This is a genomic window from Sabulibacter ruber (genome assembly GCF_017355955.1).
Classification (GTDB): domain Bacteria; phylum Bacteroidota; class Bacteroidia; order Cytophagales; family Hymenobacteraceae; genus Nibribacter; species Nibribacter ruber_A.
Genome location: NZ_JAFFID010000001.1, coordinates 1 through 18,516, shown reverse-complemented (window position 1 = coordinate 18,516; position 18,516 = coordinate 1). Strand labels below are relative to the sequence as shown.

The following is an 18,516-nucleotide window of genomic DNA, read 5'->3' as shown; positions in this document are numbered from 1 at the left end:
GTGAGGCTTTGAAAACCTCTCAGGTTTTACTTTTTAGACTTGCGTTTCGGGCCTGATTTACCGAGATTATTCCAGAAACGCCTTAACTGAACGACAAACAAATCTTCACCCTTTAAATCTTTGCCCATGGCACAAACCATACAGGCGCAAGCCAAACCCCGTCTGAGTTTCTGGCAGATCTGGAACATGAGTTTCGGGTTTCTGGGGATTCAATTTGGGTTCGCGTTGCAGAACGCCAACGTGAGCCGCATCTTTGAAACACTGGGCGGCACCGAGATCGCTCTTTACTGGCTGGCTGCCCCGGTGACCGGCCTGTTGGTGCAACCCATCATCGGTTATTTGAGTGACCGTACTTGGAGTCCGGTGTTTGGTCGCCGGAAGCCTTTCTTTATGATCGGGGCATTGCTGGCCTCGCTTTCGCTGTTGATTATGCCCAACTCTTCGGTGCTTTGGATGGCGGTAGGCATGCTCTGGATTCTGGATACGTCCATCAACGTGTCCATGGAGCCGTTCCGTGCCCTGGTGGGCGATTTGCTTCCGTCTGACCAGCGCACCAGCGGTTTTGCGGCCCAAACGTTCTTCATTGGCGTGGGTGCCGTAGTGGCTTCCCTCCTGCCCTGGATCTTCAACAACTGGGTAGGTATTCCTAATACCGCCCCAGCCGGTGAGATTCCGCCGTCGGTAAAATGGTCGTTCTATTGCGGCGGCGTGGCGTTCTTCCTGTCGGTGCTCTGGACGGTGGTGAAAACCAAGGAATACCCACCCGAAAACCTGGAAGAATTTGAACGTGAAAACAAGCAGACAACATTCTGGCAAGGCGTTTCAGAGACGTTCTTCGGGATTTTCAAAATGCCGAAAACCATGCTGCAACTGGCCTTTGTGCAGTTCTTCACCTGGTTTGCTCTTTTCGCTATGTGGATCTTCACCACGCCGGCCATTACTAGCCACGTGTACGGCGCCACAGACACAACCTCCAAACTTTACAACGAAGGGGCTGACTGGGTAGGCGTTTGCTTTGCCGTGTACAACGGAATCTCGGCCGTTTTTGCCTTACTTCTACCAACGCTGGCCAAAAAAACCAGCCGCCGCATGACGCACCTGATCTGCCTTGTGATCGGGGGTTTGGGCTTGATCTCGATGTACTTCATCTCTGATCCTAAACTGCTGCTGGTGTCAATGGTAGGCGTAGGCATTGCGTGGGCCAGTATTTTGTCCATGCCATACGCTATTCTGGCGGGTTCTTTGCCAGCCAAGCGCATGGGCTACTACATGGGCGTGTTCAACTTCTTTATTGTGATTCCGCAGATTGTGGCTGGCTCGCTACTGGATTTCATCAACAAGAACATCTTTGACGGTCAGTCCATCTACACCCTGGTGCTAGGCGGCTGTTCCATGATCCTGGCCGGTTTTATGACCTTGATGGTGCGGGACGTGGATGAGAAAGTTGACTAACGGAGCTTTCTTTTTCCAAAACAGAGAAGCCCGGGACATAGTCTCGGGCTTCTCTGTTTTTAGACTGTTTTATAGAAAACAGGCCAAAAACCGATTCTCGGAAATGGGTCTGAAATGCTGTAAGAACCGGTAGGCAATTATGCTTTATTGCTGATGACCACCAGATCCATGGGTTTCACCTGAACGCTCTTCATCGGCTTCTTGGAGAACACCTCTTTGTACTGGCCTTTCTTGAGCAGGTCATGGCTGAAGGAAACGGGTTTGCTACCGCGGTTCACCACCACAATCACTTCCTCATTCTCTAATTTCCGGCTGAAGGCATAGAGTTGCTGCGCATCGTCCGCCGCCAGGGTGGTGTAGTTCCCCCGCTTGATGGAGGCATACTGGTTGCGTAACCCGATGTACTTTTTGTACCAGTTATACAGGTCCTGGTTGAAGACCACCTGATCGGGCTCATGCTTCGTCTGGTCTGGGTTGTGGGTCTCGGGTTCGTACTTCAGGTTCTGCCACACCATGGGTTTGCGGCAATCCGGGTCGTTGGCGCCCCACATGCCTACCTCATCGCCGTAGTAGATCATGGGAGAACCCAGGTAAAGAATCTGGAAAGCGGCGATCAGCTTTTGCTTCTGCAGTTGCTCGGCATTGGGTTTGCGGGCGTTGTACTGTTTGTTGTTGCTCTTTTGGCTCCAGTTAAAGTACTTGCCCCAGTCGCCAAACTTCAGCCCATCGGGGTTGGCGACGGCACTGCCCAGACGGGTGGCATCGTGGCTGTCCATGAGGTTCTGCATGTTCAGGGCCACTCCTTCGCCAAACGCCTCCCGCAGTTCCTTCAGCTTGGTATCAAACTGGGTGACGGTGGAAGCTTTTTTCTCCTGGATAAAGAAATCATGCACAAGGAACGCGAAGTTGTAGTTCATGGTGGCGTCAAACTCATCGCCGCTGAGGTAAGGCCGGGTTTCTTCAATGGAGAAAACCAGCTCTGCCGTCATATAGGCATTGGGGTTGATGCTACGCACAAACTTGCGCCAGTCTTTCCAGAACGGGTGCCCCACGTCATAGGCCACATCCAGGCGCCAACCGTCAATGCCGTTCTTGATGCCTTTGCCCATGGGGTTCATCCAGCGTTGGGTGGCATTGAAGATGTACTCTTTGGGGCCGGCCACAATGCCTGTGTTGTCTTCTTTGAATTCAGGCAAGGTGGAAACACCAAACCAGCCTTTGTACTTGAACTCGGTGCCTTTGGCCGGATCGCGCCAGCTTTCCACCATGAACCAGTCTTTGTACGGCGAGGCCTGCTGGTTTTTCTGCACGTCTTTGAAGGCGAAGCTGTTCACGCCCATGTGGTTAAACACGCCATCAAAGATGATGTACATGTTGCGTTTATGCACCTCCTCAATGAGTTTCAAGGCCAGTTTATCGGCGCTGGTCCACGCCCAGGTTTTGGCATCCAGCGGGTTTTCCTGCTCCATCAGCTTTTTGTCGCCTTCTGGGTCTGGGCCTAAGGTAGGGTCTACGTGATGATAAGCCAAGGCATCGTACTTGTGCGAGGAAGGAGCCCAGAAAATAGGGTTCAGGTAAATGGCGTTGATGCCCAAAGACTGCAGATAATCCAGCTTGTTGATGATGCCCTGCAAATCGCCCCCGTAACGGCGGCGCTGAATGTTGAAGTAAATGTCTTTGCCGTTCTTCTGCTCATACGGCTGCAGCTGGTACCAGTCACTCGTCCAAGGATGAATCTCAAAAGGAGAAGTGACGTCAAACGGGTAAGCACCGGCTTGGTCGGTTACTTTAGGATCATTTTTGGGATCCCCGTTGTAAAACCGATCCGGGAAGATCTGGTACCATACCACCCCTTTGCTCCAGTCTGGGGTGAAGTCTTTCGGTTTTTGGGCGGACACCGCTGCGGGTTGGAAAAGCAGGGCCTGAGCAGCAAGCAGCGGAATAAAAAGTTTCTTCATAGGATGCGTTGTTCTCTTAGATAAAAAGTACTTCGTTAAGGAAGACTCATGATGAAAAAGAAAGAGCCCTGAGAAAAGGATGATGCTTTCTCAGGGCTCTTCAAGTTATTTCTTCAGCACCACACTGCTGTAGGCCGGAAGCACCACAGAAGCACCCTTCTGCTTGGCTCCCTTGTTGTTTTTGAAGTGCACGTTTTTGTAAGCAGCCAAATTCTCTGGCAAGGAAACCGTTACCTCGTTTTTAGACAGATTATGCAAAACGAGCAGAGATTCGTCTTCCTGCGTTCTCACAAAGGCACTCACGCCAGCGGTTCCTAACTGTAGTGGCTCCAAAGCACCATAGGTCAGAGCTTTGCTGTTGTTCCGAAGCGCAATCAACGATTTGTAATGGTTGAAAAGCGAGTTCTTGTCTTTCATCTGGGCGGCCGCGGGGGCCACCGCTCCTTCGGTGTTGTATTTGGGCTGCATCCAGGTGGTGCGGCTCTTGTCTTTGCCTTTCACATCCCAGAGGAACGGCTCCCGGATGTTTTCGTCGGGCTTCTTCCCTAGCATACCAATCTCCTCGCCGTAGTACAGGTACGGGGAGCCGGGCAAGGTCAGCAACAGGGCCGTCGCCATTTTGGCTTTGTTCAGGTCACCGTTCACGGCGCTCATGATGCGGTTCTGGTCGTGGTTGGTCAGGAAGGTGGCGTCCACGTACTCGGGGTTCACCTTCTCGTAGAAATCCCGGATCTTTTTGTGATTGGCCACCAAGTCACCGGCGTTTTCCTCGTTCACGGCTTTGGTGATGGCAAAGCCCATGTCAAAGTTGAAGAGCGCCGGCAAGCCTTTCAGGTACGGACCCACAATCTCGGCGGGGGCCCACACCTCTCCTACCAGGTACACGTCTTTGTTCACTTTCTTCATCTCGTTCCGGAAGTACACCCACCAGTTGTGGTTGTCCTGAGGTCTTTCATCGGGGAAGATGTGGCGGGCGGCATCCAGGCGGAAACCATCTACCCCCACCTCCGTGAACCAGAACCGGCCTATCTTGAAGATTTCCTCCCGCAGTTTAGGGCTGTCGAAGTTCAGATCGGGCATGCCGCTGTAGAAGTAGCCGTAGTACAGGTAATCACTGCCTTCTACCTTGTGCCAGTGTTGCGTATTGAAGGAATCAGCGCCGGTAGTTTTGCCTTCACGTTGGGTTTGAGGATCGTTTTTGTGGGTCCACACATAGTAATCGCGGTACGGGCTGTTCTCGTTTTTGGCGGCATCTAGAAACCAAGGGTGTTTATTTGAAGAGTGGTTGATCACCATGTCCATCACCACTTTGATGTTGCGTTTGTGCGCCTGGTTAATGAACTCCTTAAAATCTTCCATGGTCCCGTAATCCGGGTGGATGCCGTAATAATCGGTCACATCATACTTATGGTAAGAAGGCGACGGGTTCATGGGCATCAGCCAAACCGCTTCCACACCCAGGTTCTTCAGATAATCCAGCTTGGAAGTCATGCCGTTGATGTCACCTTTGCCATCCCCGTTTGAGTCAGCAAAAGACTGTACAAAGATTTCATAGGTGATGCCGCGCGGCCACTGGCTTGCTTTTTTATCCTGGGCCTGCACAGACGCTGGGGCGCCCAGGGCACCAATGGAAAACAAGAAGGAGAGCGCAAGGTGGGAGAATTTAGGCTTTTTCATGTAGGTTAATAAGGTTGGAATTGAAGGCACTCCATGGTGTTGCTAGACAGCAGGAAAACAGGTTTCCGCTCCTTTCTGCCCTCACCACGGAGTACCGATGTTAGAGGGAAATAAAAGTTCTGGATTTTGAGCCTGTTTTCAGAAATCAGGCCCAAAACAGAGGAAGTCTGTTTCCCGCCTGATTTCTGAAAACAGGCGGGAAACAGAACCAGAAAGTTTACAGTCGCTGCAGTCCTTTGGTCTGGTTTTTATCGGCCTCCGTGAAGCTGATGGCGTACCCGCCGCCCGGGGCCACGAACTGCGCCAACTTGGATTTGTTGGTCACCACCACTTTGCGGATGTTGTAGGCCTGCGGGTTGGTCTTGTAGTGGGCGTCCTTCGCGTCGGCGTAGATGGTGGCTACGTAGGTCTTGCCCTTGTCCAGGAAGTCAAACTTGATGTTGGAGGTGCGGGCCTCGTTGCCGCCTACGCTGCCCAGGAACCATTGACCGGTGTTTTTGGCCTTGCGGGCCACGGTCACGAACTCGCCGGGCTCGGCCTCCAGGTACTTGCTGTCGTCCCAGTCCACGGCCACGTCTTTGATGAACTGGAACGCATCAGGGAAGCGGTCATAGTTCTCGGGCAGGTCGGCGGCCATCTGCAGCGGGCTGTACAGGGTCAGGTACAGGGCCAATTGGTTCGCCAGCGTGCTGTTCACGTGCGATTTGTTGTCTGGGTTGAGCTTGCTCAAATCCATCTCGAAGATTCCGGGCGTGTAGTCCATTGGTCCGCCAATCAGACGGGTGAAAGGCAGCACCGTCACGTGGTTGGGCTTGGAGCCCCCAAACGATTGGTACTCCGTGCCGCGCGCCGACTCATTCCCGATCAGGTTGGGGTACGTTCTGGCGATCCCGGTTGGGCGCACGGCCTCATGAGCGTTCACCATGATCTTGTAGTCGGCGGCCTTTTCAAGGGCATGCTGGTAATGGTTCACGATCCATTGACTGTAGTGGTTCTCGCCGCGCGGCAGGATGTCGCCCACGTAGCCGCTCTTCACCGCGTCGTAGCCGTTGTCTTTCATGAACTGGTAGGCTTTGTCCATGTGGCGCTCGTAGTTACGCACCGAGGAAGACGTCTCGTGGTGCATGATCATCTTCACGCCTTTCGACTGGGCGTACTCCCGGATACCTTTCACATCGAAGTCCGGGTACGGGGTCACAAAATCGAACACGTAGTCTTTGGAGTTCCCGAACCAGTCTTCCCAGCCCACGTTCCAGCCTTCCACCAACACGCCGTCAAAGCCGTGCTTGGCCGCGAAGTCAATGTACTTCTTCACGTTGGCCGTGTTGGCACCGTGGGTACCGTTTGGTTTTGCTTTGGAGAAATCAGTGATGCCCAGTTGCACGGTGGGATAATCATTGGTGTAAGACCAGGTGCTTTTGCCGGTGATCATCTCCCACCAAACGCCCACGTATTTCACGGGTTTGATCCAGGAGGTGTCTTTGATCTTGCTGGGCTCATTCAGGTTGTAGGTCATTTTGGAGGCCAGGATGTCGCGAGCATCGTCGCTCACGATCACGGTACGCCACGGGGTGCTGCGCGGGGCCTGCATGTAGCCTTTGTCGCCAATGGCATCAGGCGTGAGCCATGACTCAAACACCATGTTCTTGTCGTCCAGGTTAAGGTGCATTACCGGGTAATCAATGAGCGCGGCCTCGTGCAGGTTGATGTAGAGTCCGTCATTGCTCTTCATCATCAGGGAGGTCTGCACGCCCGTTGGGGAGAACGGTGTCTGCGACAGGTTCGCCGTCACGGCCTTGGCCATGATGCCCCTGATCTCGGAGAGCTTGGAGGTGGTGTAGTCGTACTCTTGGGTGTCGTAGTCCCCCGCGATCCAGTAGGCGGTGTGGTCGCCGGCCATGGCGAACTGCGTCTTCTCGTCTTTGATCACGAAGTAGGTGAGGTTCTTCTGGGTGGGGAACTCGTAGCGGAAACCCAGACCGTCATCAAACAAACGGAAGCGCACGACCATCTGCCGATCGGTGCCTTTTTGGTTGAGGGTCACGGCAAGTTCGTTGTAGTGGTTGCGGATGGTTTTCACCTCGCCCCACACCGGGTTCCAGGTCTTGTTGAAAGAAGAGGTCTTGGTGTCGGCCACCGTGAAGTTGTCGTGCAGCGAGCCCTGCAGGTTCACCGCCTTCTGCTCCATGTTGGCGTCTGAGCCACCCGAGGCCGCGTCGGCCGCCTTCGTCTTCAGCTGGAAACCAAGCTTGCTCTGCTTGATCACCGGCTTGCCTTTGTAGCTGAGCGTGTAGGTGGGCACCCCGTTGCCCTGCAGGGCGAACCGCATCAGGAATTTGCCGTTGGGGGACTTTAGTTCCTGGGCGTTCACCACCCCAAGGAAACAAAGCAGAAGGATTGTCAGAAAAGAGAATCTTCTCATGTTGTATAAGCGTTTGGTTGAAGGGAATTAGAATTGAATATCTGTTTTGGCGCCCCTTTTATGAAAGGAGCTCCAAAACAGGAGAAGGCAACCATTGCCTGCGTTTACCCCAGTTATTTTCTGTTTTACACCTTTATCTCAGAAAACAACCCTAAAACAGGTGCACCATATCTGGTTTCAATGTTTGAGGGAAGCGAGGTACCGTTTTGCCTAGCGGGTAATCACCAGCCTTTTCAGGGTAATTTTCTCGCCTGACTGTACTTTCACAAAGTAGACGCCACTCTCCCAGCCGGCTGTCTCCAGCGTGTAGTTATCGCCCAGGAAGTTAGTTTGCTGCAGAATTCTACCAGACACATCAAAAACGATCAGCTGGTTTCTTCCGGAGGCTGGTTTACCCAGGGAGATGGTTACTTTGCCGGCCGAAGGGTTAGGAAAAAGCTTTAGACCAAGGCTTTCCGCTTCAGGAGAAATACCGGTTGCAGTGCTTGGGCTGAGCTTTAAAATCAGGGTTTGATCTACGGCTAAAGTTACCCCAGCAATGGACCAGTTGCTTACCCCACCTTGTTGGTTTAAGGTAACGTTACCCATGCTTTGGCCACTGTAGAGGTCCGTCACCCGGTAATTTCCGGCAGGCAAGGATGATACCGCCAATGATATTACCGGGCTAGACACGGCCTCAGCACCGAAATTACTCACTACCACTACTGCTTCTTGTTCAAAGATGCGTGCGTAACTCAACACCGATGCATTACCAGAAGTCATGTCCTGGTGATACCCTTTCCGGAGAGCGGGTTGCGCGTGCCTTATCTGGATGAGCTTCTTGTAGTGGTTTAACAATGAATTGGGGTCTGCAGATTGTGTCTGCACATTGAACTGCGCGTAATTGCTGTTGACGCTACGCCACGGGGTAGCCGTAGAGAAACCGGCGTTAGCACCCGGGGTCCACTGCATAGGCTTACGGATGTCTTCATCAGGTTTGGCCCCCAGCATTCCCACTTCCTCGCCATAGTACAGGAACGGAACACCCGGCATGGTTAAATACAAAGAAGCCGCCTGCTTCATGTGGGGCAGATTACTACCCAGTTCGTTCATTACCCGGTTCTGGTCGTGGTTGGTCAGGAACGTTCCGTACTGCAACTTAGGATAAATGCGGTTCACTACGCTTAACTGATTCCGGAGAGAAGTTGGGTTGTTATTTTTTACCGAGTTAAGAATAGCCGATGCCAAATCAAATTCAAAAGCAAGATCCAAGCGGTTGTTCTGCACGTACGGCACAACGGCCGCCGAATTAGACCAGGCCTCTCCCACTGTGAAGGCACTTGCCTTGGTTCCCTTTACCACCTGGTTGAATTCCTGCAGCAGGCTGTACGTTTCCGGGGTGTTTTCCATGTTTCGGCCATCTTCATCCAGGTACTTTACCGCATCAATCCGGTAGCCATCCACTCCTTTGTTTAGCCAGAAACGGGTGACATCCCACATAGTGCTTTTCAACTGCGCATTGCTCCAGTTAAGATCTGGCATACCGCTGTAGAAAATACCATAATAGTAGTTGCCGTTTCTTGGATGCCACACGGTTTGCCCACTTGGCCCAGTGTACCCCGGATTGGTGGTGGACCAAATGTACCAATTGCGGTAAGAGTTGGTGGCGTTGCTGCTGGACTCTGTGAACCATGGGTGTTGGTCTGAACTGTGGTTCATCACAAAGTCAATAATCACTTTGATGCCTCTGGCATGCGCCGCAGCTAGGAATTCTTCAAAATCGGCCATAGAACCATAGTCAGACTCTGTGGCGTAGTAATTGGTCACGTCATAACCATGGTAGCTGGGCGACTCCATCATGGGCATGAGCCAGATACCGGTTATGCCTAAATCTGTGGTGGTGTTGGGATCTCCGTCATTGAGGTAGTCCAGCTTTTGGATCAGGCCTTTGAAATCACCTTTCCCATCAGCGTTGCTGTCATAGAAACTGCGCACAAATACCTCATAGAAAACCGCGTCATTCCACCAGAAGGTGCTATAGTCTGTTTCTGGAATAATGACGGAGCTTGTTTCACAGGTGCCAAACCGGTACGCCGGAACCTGGGAATTGGCAGCAGTTGCATTTACTGTTCGGTTGATGTTTCCTCCGCCATCATTCAAGCCACAAGCCTCTGGTACTAGTTCTGCCCCAGCCCAGCTGTTGCCGTTGATAAACTTGTACTGGAACAGCCCACCGGTAGGCAGTGTAAGCTGCACTTCATAAATGCCATCCCGGTCAGGGTCTGTAAGCAAAGTAGAAGCAGGATTCCAGTCGGTGCCCTGCCCTGCTAAAGCCTGAAAATTGCCAGCCACGTGCACTCCGTTGGGCGACACCGTCTGCTGACTCATGTCAACCCTAAACGTTAGCTGCACCTGCTGAGCCATCACGCCAAAGAAGGGAGCAACAGCGGTTAAGAAGCAGAGGTAAAACTTTTTCATAAAAAGAAGGAGAAACAAAAGAAAGACTCAGCTACAATTCCTAATCCTAAGATTGATCAGGTAGCCCTCTGTCTTTTTAATTAATTATGATGTTTAAAAATAATAAGATAGGCCTTTTTAGATTTTTGGTCGGTTTTGGAGAAAACAGACCAGAATCAAGGCAGTTGGAAGTGCTCAATCTTGATTTAAAAGAAAAGAGGTTACCTCACTTTTCATACAGGAGATAACCTCTTTCTTTTTCATTCAACGCAATGATTTTATTGCTTGGTTAAGTTAAAGGAGCCATTTCCTACAGTGAAATCTACATCAATCTTGTAGGTGCCGGAAGTAAGGCCTTTGGTTGAGAAATCACTCCCGCTTCCCTGGGCAGCTAATGCACCTTGGGTGGCAGTACCAGAACCAAATCCCCATTTGTCACTCCATTGCTCGTACTCAGGAAGTAATAGGAAAGCTTTTTCTGCAGTAATAGGAATAGTGATGGAGTATTTACCCTCACCTGTCTTGGTGAAATCCTGACCAGCAGTAGGGTTCCAACCAGCTGGAGTGGCATCACCCACAATCACAATCTTGTTTCCGAGGGTGAACCCTGGTTGGCCAAAGGTTGAGATTGAAATTCTGGCAGGGTTTGTTTTACCGTCCCATACAGCAGACTGTACAAAGCCGTATCTGTTTTTACCTGTTGCAGAAGCATCGCCTTTAACAACTACATACTCTACACCAGATTTTTTTGGAACAGCAGCAGCAATTTTGTTTGTACCTTCAAAGGCAACCATTTTAACGCCATTGGCAATACCTGTGGCTCCTTTTTCTACCACGTAGTAGTCACCGCTACCAGCTGCAAGGCTGTTATCCAAGGTGGCCACTACTGTAAGCATGCCAGATTTAACGGCTTCAGCAGGAACATTCAGGATCTCGGTTGTTGGAGTGTTAGGAGTAACTACCGGAAGGTCTTTCCAGTTGAAAGCCGTATGCGAAATAGTGGTTTCCCCGTTGTAAGTAAAGTCTGAATACTCAGCACCTGTAGCATTGGTCATCTGTTTATCCCAGGTACCACGGGTGATTTTATATTTATCGCCACTTACCAAGTGCATTGCAATTTCATAGCAAGTAGCACTTAAACGAGTGAATCTGTGTGGCCCTCCGCCACCGTCCCAGTCAGCACCACCTTCTCTGGCACCAAAGCTACCCGTCAGGTAGATGGTATTGTCATTTGCAGGCAAGTTTTCACCCTCAGGAACGTACAACCTGATCCAAACGGTTTTGCCTTGCGGCAATGCATTGGTGTACTCACAAAGAACAGGACTTACATTGTTGATGACATTGATAGTATAGGAGCCAACACTTTGCTCTCCGTTTTTACCAGTCATTTTGTAAGTGACTGTATAAAGACCTGAAGGAGCTACGTTGTTCCCAGGAAACGGAACTGTCATGTTTACTCTATTCAGATTCTCATGAGTAATTCTGTTCAGAGTATTGGATGCTACTACAGTTGAAGAGCCTTGCGGAGTAATCTCCACCACCACGCGCTCTAAATCTGTTCCGGCAGCTTTGAAAGAAACCGGAATATTAGCACTTGCATCTGATACAACTACAAGGTCATACTCCTGATTGCGTAGTTCCTCAAAGGATGGTTCTATTTCATCCTCGCTACACCCCAAGACAAATAAGCTCAGGATGAAACTGAAACAAGTAAATAGAAATCTAAAGTTTTTCATACAAGTATCTCTTTTCTATTAATAACCAGGATTTTGCTTAAGGGTAGGGTTGTTTCTTAAAGCTTCAGAAGGTATAGGGAACAACCGATAGATACTTGAACTAGGCGCCTTAAAGGCGCGGGCAGCTGTGAAAGTTCCGAAGCGGATCATGTCCTGACGACGGTGACCTTCCCAAACCAGCTCACGACCTCTCTCGTCATACACTTCATTCAGGGTAAGGGTGCCTTCCAGATCATCAAGTCCCGCACGGTTTCGTACCATGTTCACTAACTCTCTAGCGGTAGCCTCAGAACCACCACTTCTCAATAGGGCTTCGGCTTTGGTCAACAATACGTCAGCATAACGGAACACAGGGAAGTCGTTGGAAGAACTGTTACCTGGCTCAAACGGAGGTACCGGAAGGAACTTGGCATTTCTTGCCCCTTCAGACTGGCCAGCACTAGTTAGAGAGGATAGCGTGAGAGAATAGTTCACACCACCTGGTTGGGGTCCGATTAGCCATTGCTTTTTACGCTTATCATTATCGCTGTATTTGTTTACAAAATCCTGGTGAACGGTAGCACCGTTCCAGGTACTGAAACCGAACAGGGCAGTTCCATGTGGGGCCTGCAAGGTCCGGATTCCGATAATATTACGGGGAGCACTTAAGGCATCTACGTAAACTGCAAGAATCACTTCCTGGTCATCTAATCTATCACCAAAAACTGCGCTTGTTCCGGCATTGTTGTATAGATTCGGCGTTAATGTAAAGCCACCCTGGTTGATGATTTTATCAGAAGCTGCAATAGCCTCAGACCAGCGCGGGGTTCCGGTGTAAACCTCTGCATTCAGGTACAATTTGGCTAAAAGCGCATAAGCGGCCCACTTGTTGAATCTACCGTAGAACTGACCTCCTTTTGTTTCTGGCAGGAACTCTGCATTGTCCTGTATCTCCTTAACAATAAAGTTGAAAATCTCTGCCCGAGGTGTTTGGGGTATCTGGTCTACAGTGAGGTTATTTTGGGTATAGAAAGGAACATCTCCCCAGCCATCCATGAGCATATAGTAGAAGTATGCCCTGAGTATTCTTGCCTCAGCTATTCTTGCTCTATCAGCATTGGCACCTTCCAACAATTCAACGGCCAGGTTAGACTTGAACACACTTCTATAAAGCCAGTTCCAGGTGTTTCCAATAAACTCCTGTGAACCTGTCCAGGTGTGCTGGTACATGGCCCGCCAGATACCGTTGTCATTCCAACCACCGTCATTACGGGTTGGGATAACCATTTCATCGGTGGAGGTCTCGTTCAGGTCATACCAGCCTCTATCAGCGCCAGCAATCCCTTTTCCATTCCAGTCACCGCGTACCTCATTGTATATAGAGGCAAGAGCGGCGTTGATTCCAGCCTCAGTAGCATAGAATTTATCACCTACTTGTTGACCGTATGTACCTTCTTCCAGATCAGTACAGCCAAAAAAGGCTACTGAAGAAGAAAGCATTATAGTATAAAATATTTTTTTCATAAACGTTAGGGTTTCAATAATGCCTTAACATAAGTCAAGGCGTTTGAATTTCACTGTAGATTAGAAAGTTGCATTGATACCCAGAGCAAATCTGCGGGTACGTGGATAGATACCAGTATCTAACCCTGAGCCACTACCACCAGTGGTGCTCACCTCTGGATCAATACCGGTGTAGTCAGTAATAACAAACAAGTTGTTAGCAGTGAAGGAAAGTCTCAGATTTCTGATTGCTCCACCAAACCTTGCCGTATTAAAGTTATATCCCAGGGTAAGGTTCTCAAGACGGGCGTAGTCGCCATCTTCCAACCAAAGATCTGTAGCATAGGTTAGGTTATCTAAACCAAGGTCCACCGCGCTTCTAAGCAGGTTGTTTTGACCCAGGATACTTAAAGTACTAAGCGTTGCTTTTCTGGCATTGAAAATCTTATGGCCATGCGCACCCCTGAAAACTAGGTTTAGATCAAAGTTCTTGTATCTAGCTGAAGGTGTGAACGCCCAAGTAAATTTAGGAAGGGCTTGACCGGCAAGGTAGCGGTCAGGACCAGGACCGTTACCCGGTGTAATTACGCCATCACCATTTAAATCATCAATGATCTGGTTACCGCTTTCATCAATACCGGCATGTCTGTACAGGTAGTATGCCCCTAAAGGCTGATTCATAATCAGGTAAGATACGCCATTGTTACTTGAACCAACCCCAGTGGTACCACCAGCGCCCCAAACTACATAGTTAGTCTCTAAATTGATTCCATTGAAATTACCACCAAGGTCAATCACCTCTGTCTTATTGGTAGTAAGGTTACCAGCAAGGTTTACAGAAAGATTTTCTCTGTCAATCAAGGAATAAGACAAACCAAGCTCAGCCCCTTTGTTCAGGATCTCCCCAATGTTTGCCTTGATAGTCTCAAATGGGTATGGAGGAGTTGGAACATCGTAATCAAACAGCAGGTCGCTGGTTTTTCCGTAATAAAAGTCTAATGAACCTGAAAGTCTGCCACCGTTGAAGAGACCGAAATCTAAACCGGCGTTGTACATCTTCTTAACTTCCCATCTAAGGTCTGGGTTAGCATTTTGCGTAATGGAGAAGTTAGGGATAAGGGTTCCACCAAAGAAAGCAGTTCCGGCACTGTTTGCCAGTAACACTGAATTTAATGGGGTTAACCCCTGCTGGTTACCTGTCTCACCATACCCTACTCTAAGCTTCAGGTCATTGATAAAAGTAATATTTGACATGAATGCTTCATCAGAAATTCTCCAAGCACCTGATACGGCAAAGAAGTTGGCCCATCTGTTATTGGCACCAAACACAGAAGAACCATCTCTTCTGAAGCTTCCGCTAAACAGGTATCTGTCTTTGAAGGAATAGTTGGCCCGAGCCAGGAAAGAAGCAAGCGTCCTGTCGTTCTTATAAGAATTGATGTTTCCCTGCTGGAACAGGTTTGGGTCAGCCGACTGCAGGGCTTGCAGGTTGTTCTCTGTGTCTACCAGGAACCCTCTGGCTGTTGCACTGTAGCCATCATAAATCTGCTTTTGGTACTCGTAAACCCCAATAAAGTCAATGCTGTGGTCACCCACTACAGTTTTGTAGTTCATGAAAGCATTGAAAAGCTTCTCGTCTGAGTTGTTAGAGTTACGAACAGCGATACCATCTGGCAGGTTGTTCAGGAATGCTTCTCTTTCTTCACCAGTAAGGTTAGCAGGTACTTCACCCAAATTCCTGGCCCCCTCAACGGTTGTTCTAGCCGACGTATAGCCTTCGTATTCACGGGTTGTTCTTCTCCAAGAACCAAATACCCCTCCACTTAAACCACCAATGATTCTGTATTCTGCACGCAGGCTCCCGAATAAGTTATTGGCTCTGTCACCATCTACAATCTCGTTAGTGCGAGCTACTGGGTTCAGGTACCCAAAGCTTTGCGGGTCAATGAAGTAAGGTCCGGTATCTTTGTATAAGGGCTCATCTGTATAAATTGGGTCAGTTGGTCTGCGGTTAATCGCTTCCCCTATTCTACCGCCATTGTTATACTCATTTTTTCTAACCGAAGCGTTCAAGTTGAAGTCTAAACTCAACTTGTCTTTCAGGGCTTTCTGGCTTCCCTGAAAACGTGCGATGTAATTATCATAGTTAGATTTTTTGATAATACCTTGTTGCAAGATACCTGTTAAAGAGGTTCTGTAGGTAAAATTCTCCCCGCCACCGGCTACGGCTAGGTTGTGTGTTTGTGTGTAGCCTCTGCGGGTGATTTCGTCAAACCAGTTGGTGTTTCCACCATAATCATTGAAGGTAATACCTCTAGCCTGAGCCGCCGCTCTGTATTCGTCGGCATTCAGCATGTCATATTCCTTAGAAATAATATCAATAGAGCCCACCCCACTATACTCAAGTGTTGTTTCGCCTGCTCTACCTTTTTTTGTAGTTACAAGAACTACCCCAGCAGCTCCTCTTGAGCCATAGATAGCAGTGGCAGAAGCATCTTTCAGAATCTCAATAGAGCTAATCTCAGCTGGCGGAATCTGGTTCAGCAAACCAAGGTCACCCTGGATACCATCCACTACTACCAGTGGGTCATTACCACCAACTAAAGAAGTGATACCTCTGATCCGAATGTTTGGATTCTGGCCTGGCTCACTGCCAACCTGATTGATAGTTACCCCGGCAGCCCTACCTGTAATCTGTTGCAAAGGGCTGGTTACAGGACCTGCGTTGAAATCTTTTTCATCCAAAGCAGCTACTGACCCAGTAAGGTCACGCTTGTTCTGGGTACCATACCCTACTACCACTACTTCTTCTAATGCTTTGGCATCAGAAACCAGATTCACGTTTACTGTAGTTTGGCTTCCTACGGGTACTTCCTGGGTCACGTAGCCAATATAAGAGACTACCAACACCGCATTGTTTCCGGTTACCGGAATCGAGAATCCTCCATTCACGTCCGTAGCAGTGGCAGTGGAAGTTCCTTTCAGCAATACAGTAACCCCAATCAAGGGAGAAGCGCCCTCTCCGGTCACCGTACCAGTCACGTTTCTTTGCTGAGCATAGGCAAAGCCGCTGCACAAGTAAAAGAAGGCAGTGACCAGGGCCAGTAACATTGCCGGCTTCCTGAATAGCCGATTACCTTGCAACCCGTCACTAGGAGGCAGGGTCTTGAGTAACAAATTTGACATAGAATAAGGATTAAGTTGTTTGTGTAAAAGGTGAAAAGCTCCGATTGCCCGTTAAACCATTGAGTAGCATTGAGATAACAACAGTAGAAAATGAAATATTCTCAATTATCCATGTTTACGAAATCGATTTCCTTAGCGATTTATAAATTTTAATTCACTTCTCAAAGAGTTTGACACCACAAAAGAAGAAGATTTTTTAAAAAATTCCCAAAAATTGTTCCTTAAACGGATGCCTATTAAAAAAAACCATCTTCATAACAGGCTTTTTTAAGATTTGTTTAATTAGATTTGTTTCCAAAGCACGTAAACAACAATAAAGCAGGGTTTTCTTCCCCCAGTTCTTTTAAGAAATCGATGTTTCTCTATGGCCAGAACTACTATTCATGACATAGCGAAAGAGCTTAACACAAGCCCTTCTACCGTCTCTAAAGCTCTCAATGACCACCCTTCCATAAGTGCGGCCACGAAGGAGTTGATCAGAACGGCCGCGCAAAACCTTAATTACCGGCAAAACCGACTGGCCTCTTCGCTTAGATCGGGCAGAACGAATATCATAGGCATCCTGATTCCCAGCACCGACATCGGTTTCTTTGGAGCCGTAGTACACGGCATAGAGAAGATAGCCCGCAGTAACGGATATAATATTCTTTTGTTTCAATCCAGTGAAACCGGTGAGTATGAAGTGGAGGGAGTAGAAACCCTCTTGCAAACCAGCGTTGACGGGATTATAGCCTCTATTGCCAAAGACACGTCAAATCTGGACCACTTCTATGACGTAAAGCGACGCAAGGTGCCGCTGGTGATGTTTGACCGGGTGAAGGATGAGTTAACTTCCCCTTCGGTGGTAGTGGATGACTACAAAGGCGCCTTTATGGCAACTGAACACCTTATCCAGAAAGGCTATAAACGCATTGCCCACATCTCTGGACCGCAGCACATCAAAATTTTCAATGATCGTCTGCTAGGTTATGTAGATGCGTTGAAAAAGAATAATCTCCCTGTGGACGATGACTTAATCCAATATGGCCGGAATTCCATTGAATCTGGAAAACTAGGCGCAGAACGGTTGTTATCACGGGACAAAAACATTGACGCCATTTTTGCGGTGGTTGATATTACGGCTTTAGGAGCCTTGCAGTATCTGAAGCAACAAGGAATCAAGATGCCTGAGCAAGTAGGAGTCCTGGGATTCGGGAATGAGTCTTTCACCCCTTACGTAACCCCTACCCTTTCCACCATTGACCAGCAGCCCGCTCGTATGGGAGAAGAGGCTTTCACATTGTTTTTGGAAGCGCTTGGCAAGAAGTCTAATGGGGTAGATACGCTAGAGATGTTAGAGGAACCGAAGAAAATAATTTTAGAGCCAGTCCTTATAGAGAGGGAGTCTACCCAAAGGCCCAAATAAGCGATAACCACCTACAAACCTTGGATGGATTGTTACAATAAGCTTGGAATTAAGAAACAAAAGTAAACACAAAGGCCCCGCTAATTAAAGCAGGGCCTTTGTGTTTACAGAGCCTTATAGACTAGGAAATGTTGGTAACAAAAATAGAAGGATTGTTTTAACCCCATATTTCTATAAACAGGCCAGAAATGGCCTGCTGCTTAACTCCTCCAATTCATAACCTAAGGGAAGTATTCTATATAACACCTATTTAGTTGCTTTGAGGCCCACCTTGGCGGCCTGCAGGCCCTTGCCCTTCACGGTCAGCTCCAGGTCCCCTGCCTCCTCCGTGGCCTGCACGAGCACGACGAGCTTGCCGCTGAACAGCTTCATGGTAGGCAGATGGAACCGCTCCAGCGAGGTGGGGTCCCCGTTGGCGGCGGCCCGGTACTTCCCTTTCCCTTTCACCTGGAAGCTGAGCCGGTCCGTGGCCGTGGGGCAGGGGTTCCCGTCTTTGTCCACCACCGACACGGTCACGAAGGAGATGTCCTTCCCGTCGGCGGAGATCTGCGTCCGGTCCGGCTGCAGCACGATCCGGTGCGGCCTGCCGGCGGTCCTCACCTCCCGCTCGGCCACGGACTTGCCGTCCTTGCCGAAGGCGACTACCTTGACGGTGCCGGGCTCGTATTTCACGTCCATCCACATGAGGCGGTAGCGGTTCTGCGGGGTCCCGGCGTGCTTCCTCTGCACGCCCATGCTCTTGCCGTTCACGAACAGCTCGGC

General features: G+C 49.4%; 10 protein-coding genes. 2 read left to right on the top strand and 8 right to left on the bottom strand.

Annotation, left to right across the window (positions count from 1 at the left end):
• Window positions 1-126: 126 nt before the first annotated feature.
• Window positions 127-1,452, top strand: a complete 1,326-nt coding sequence (locus tag JT719_RS00050; RefSeq protein ID WP_207429861.1) for an MFS transporter — start codon at window positions 127-129, stop codon at window positions 1,450-1,452.
• A 137-nt stretch (window positions 1,453-1,589) separates the two neighbouring features.
• Here the strand turns inward: JT719_RS00050 and JT719_RS00045 are convergent, their stop codons facing one another.
• The 7 genes from JT719_RS00045 to JT719_RS00015 all read right to left on the bottom strand — a co-directional run bounded on the left by JT719_RS00045 (window position 1,590) and on the right by JT719_RS00015 (window position 16,274).
• Window positions 1,590-3,410: a glycoside hydrolase family 13 protein gene (locus JT719_RS00045; protein WP_207429859.1), complete on the bottom strand. Its 1,821-nt coding sequence runs from the start codon at window positions 3,408-3,410 to the stop codon at window positions 1,590-1,592.
• Window positions 3,411-3,515: 105 nt separating this feature from the next.
• Complete coding sequence (locus tag JT719_RS00040; protein WP_207429858.1) at window positions 3,516-5,087, bottom strand: alpha-amylase family glycosyl hydrolase; 1,572 nt, start codon at window positions 5,085-5,087, stop codon at window positions 3,516-3,518.
• Between the two features lie 217 nt (window positions 5,088-5,304).
• Window positions 5,305-7,509: a glycoside hydrolase family 97 protein gene (locus JT719_RS00035; protein WP_207429856.1), complete on the bottom strand. Its 2,205-nt coding sequence runs from the start codon at window positions 7,507-7,509 to the stop codon at window positions 5,305-5,307.
• Between the two features lie 210 nt (window positions 7,510-7,719).
• The gene (locus tag JT719_RS00030; RefSeq protein WP_207429854.1) at window positions 7,720-9,966 is read right to left on the bottom strand and encodes an alpha-amylase family glycosyl hydrolase; all 2,247 of its coding nucleotides are present in this window, start codon (window positions 9,964-9,966) and stop codon (window positions 7,720-7,722) included.
• A gap of 257 nt (window positions 9,967-10,223) precedes the next feature.
• On the bottom strand, window positions 10,224-11,681 hold the full coding sequence (locus tag JT719_RS00025) for a hypothetical protein (protein WP_207429852.1): 1,458 nt from the start codon (window positions 11,679-11,681) through the stop codon (window positions 10,224-10,226).
• Window positions 11,682-11,699: 18 nt separating this feature from the next.
• Entirely contained in the window at window positions 11,700-13,184 is a 1,485-nt protein-coding gene (locus JT719_RS00020) for a RagB/SusD family nutrient uptake outer membrane protein (protein ID WP_207429850.1), read from the bottom strand.
• Between the two features lie 60 nt (window positions 13,185-13,244).
• The gene (locus JT719_RS00015; protein WP_242693146.1) at window positions 13,245-16,274 is read right to left on the bottom strand and encodes a SusC/RagA family TonB-linked outer membrane protein; all 3,030 of its coding nucleotides are present in this window, start codon (window positions 16,272-16,274) and stop codon (window positions 13,245-13,247) included.
• A 439-nt stretch (window positions 16,275-16,713) separates the two neighbouring features.
• Between JT719_RS00015 and JT719_RS00010 the strand changes: the two genes are divergently transcribed.
• The gene (locus JT719_RS00010; RefSeq protein ID WP_207429846.1) at window positions 16,714-17,754 is read left to right on the top strand and encodes a LacI family DNA-binding transcriptional regulator; all 1,041 of its coding nucleotides are present in this window, start codon (window positions 16,714-16,716) and stop codon (window positions 17,752-17,754) included.
• Between the two features lie 246 nt (window positions 17,755-18,000).
• Here JT719_RS00010 and JT719_RS00005 read toward each other — a convergent pair.
• Window positions 18,001-18,516: DUF4982 domain-containing protein (locus tag JT719_RS00005; protein WP_207429845.1), on the bottom strand; the 516-nt coding region annotated here is incomplete at its 5' end.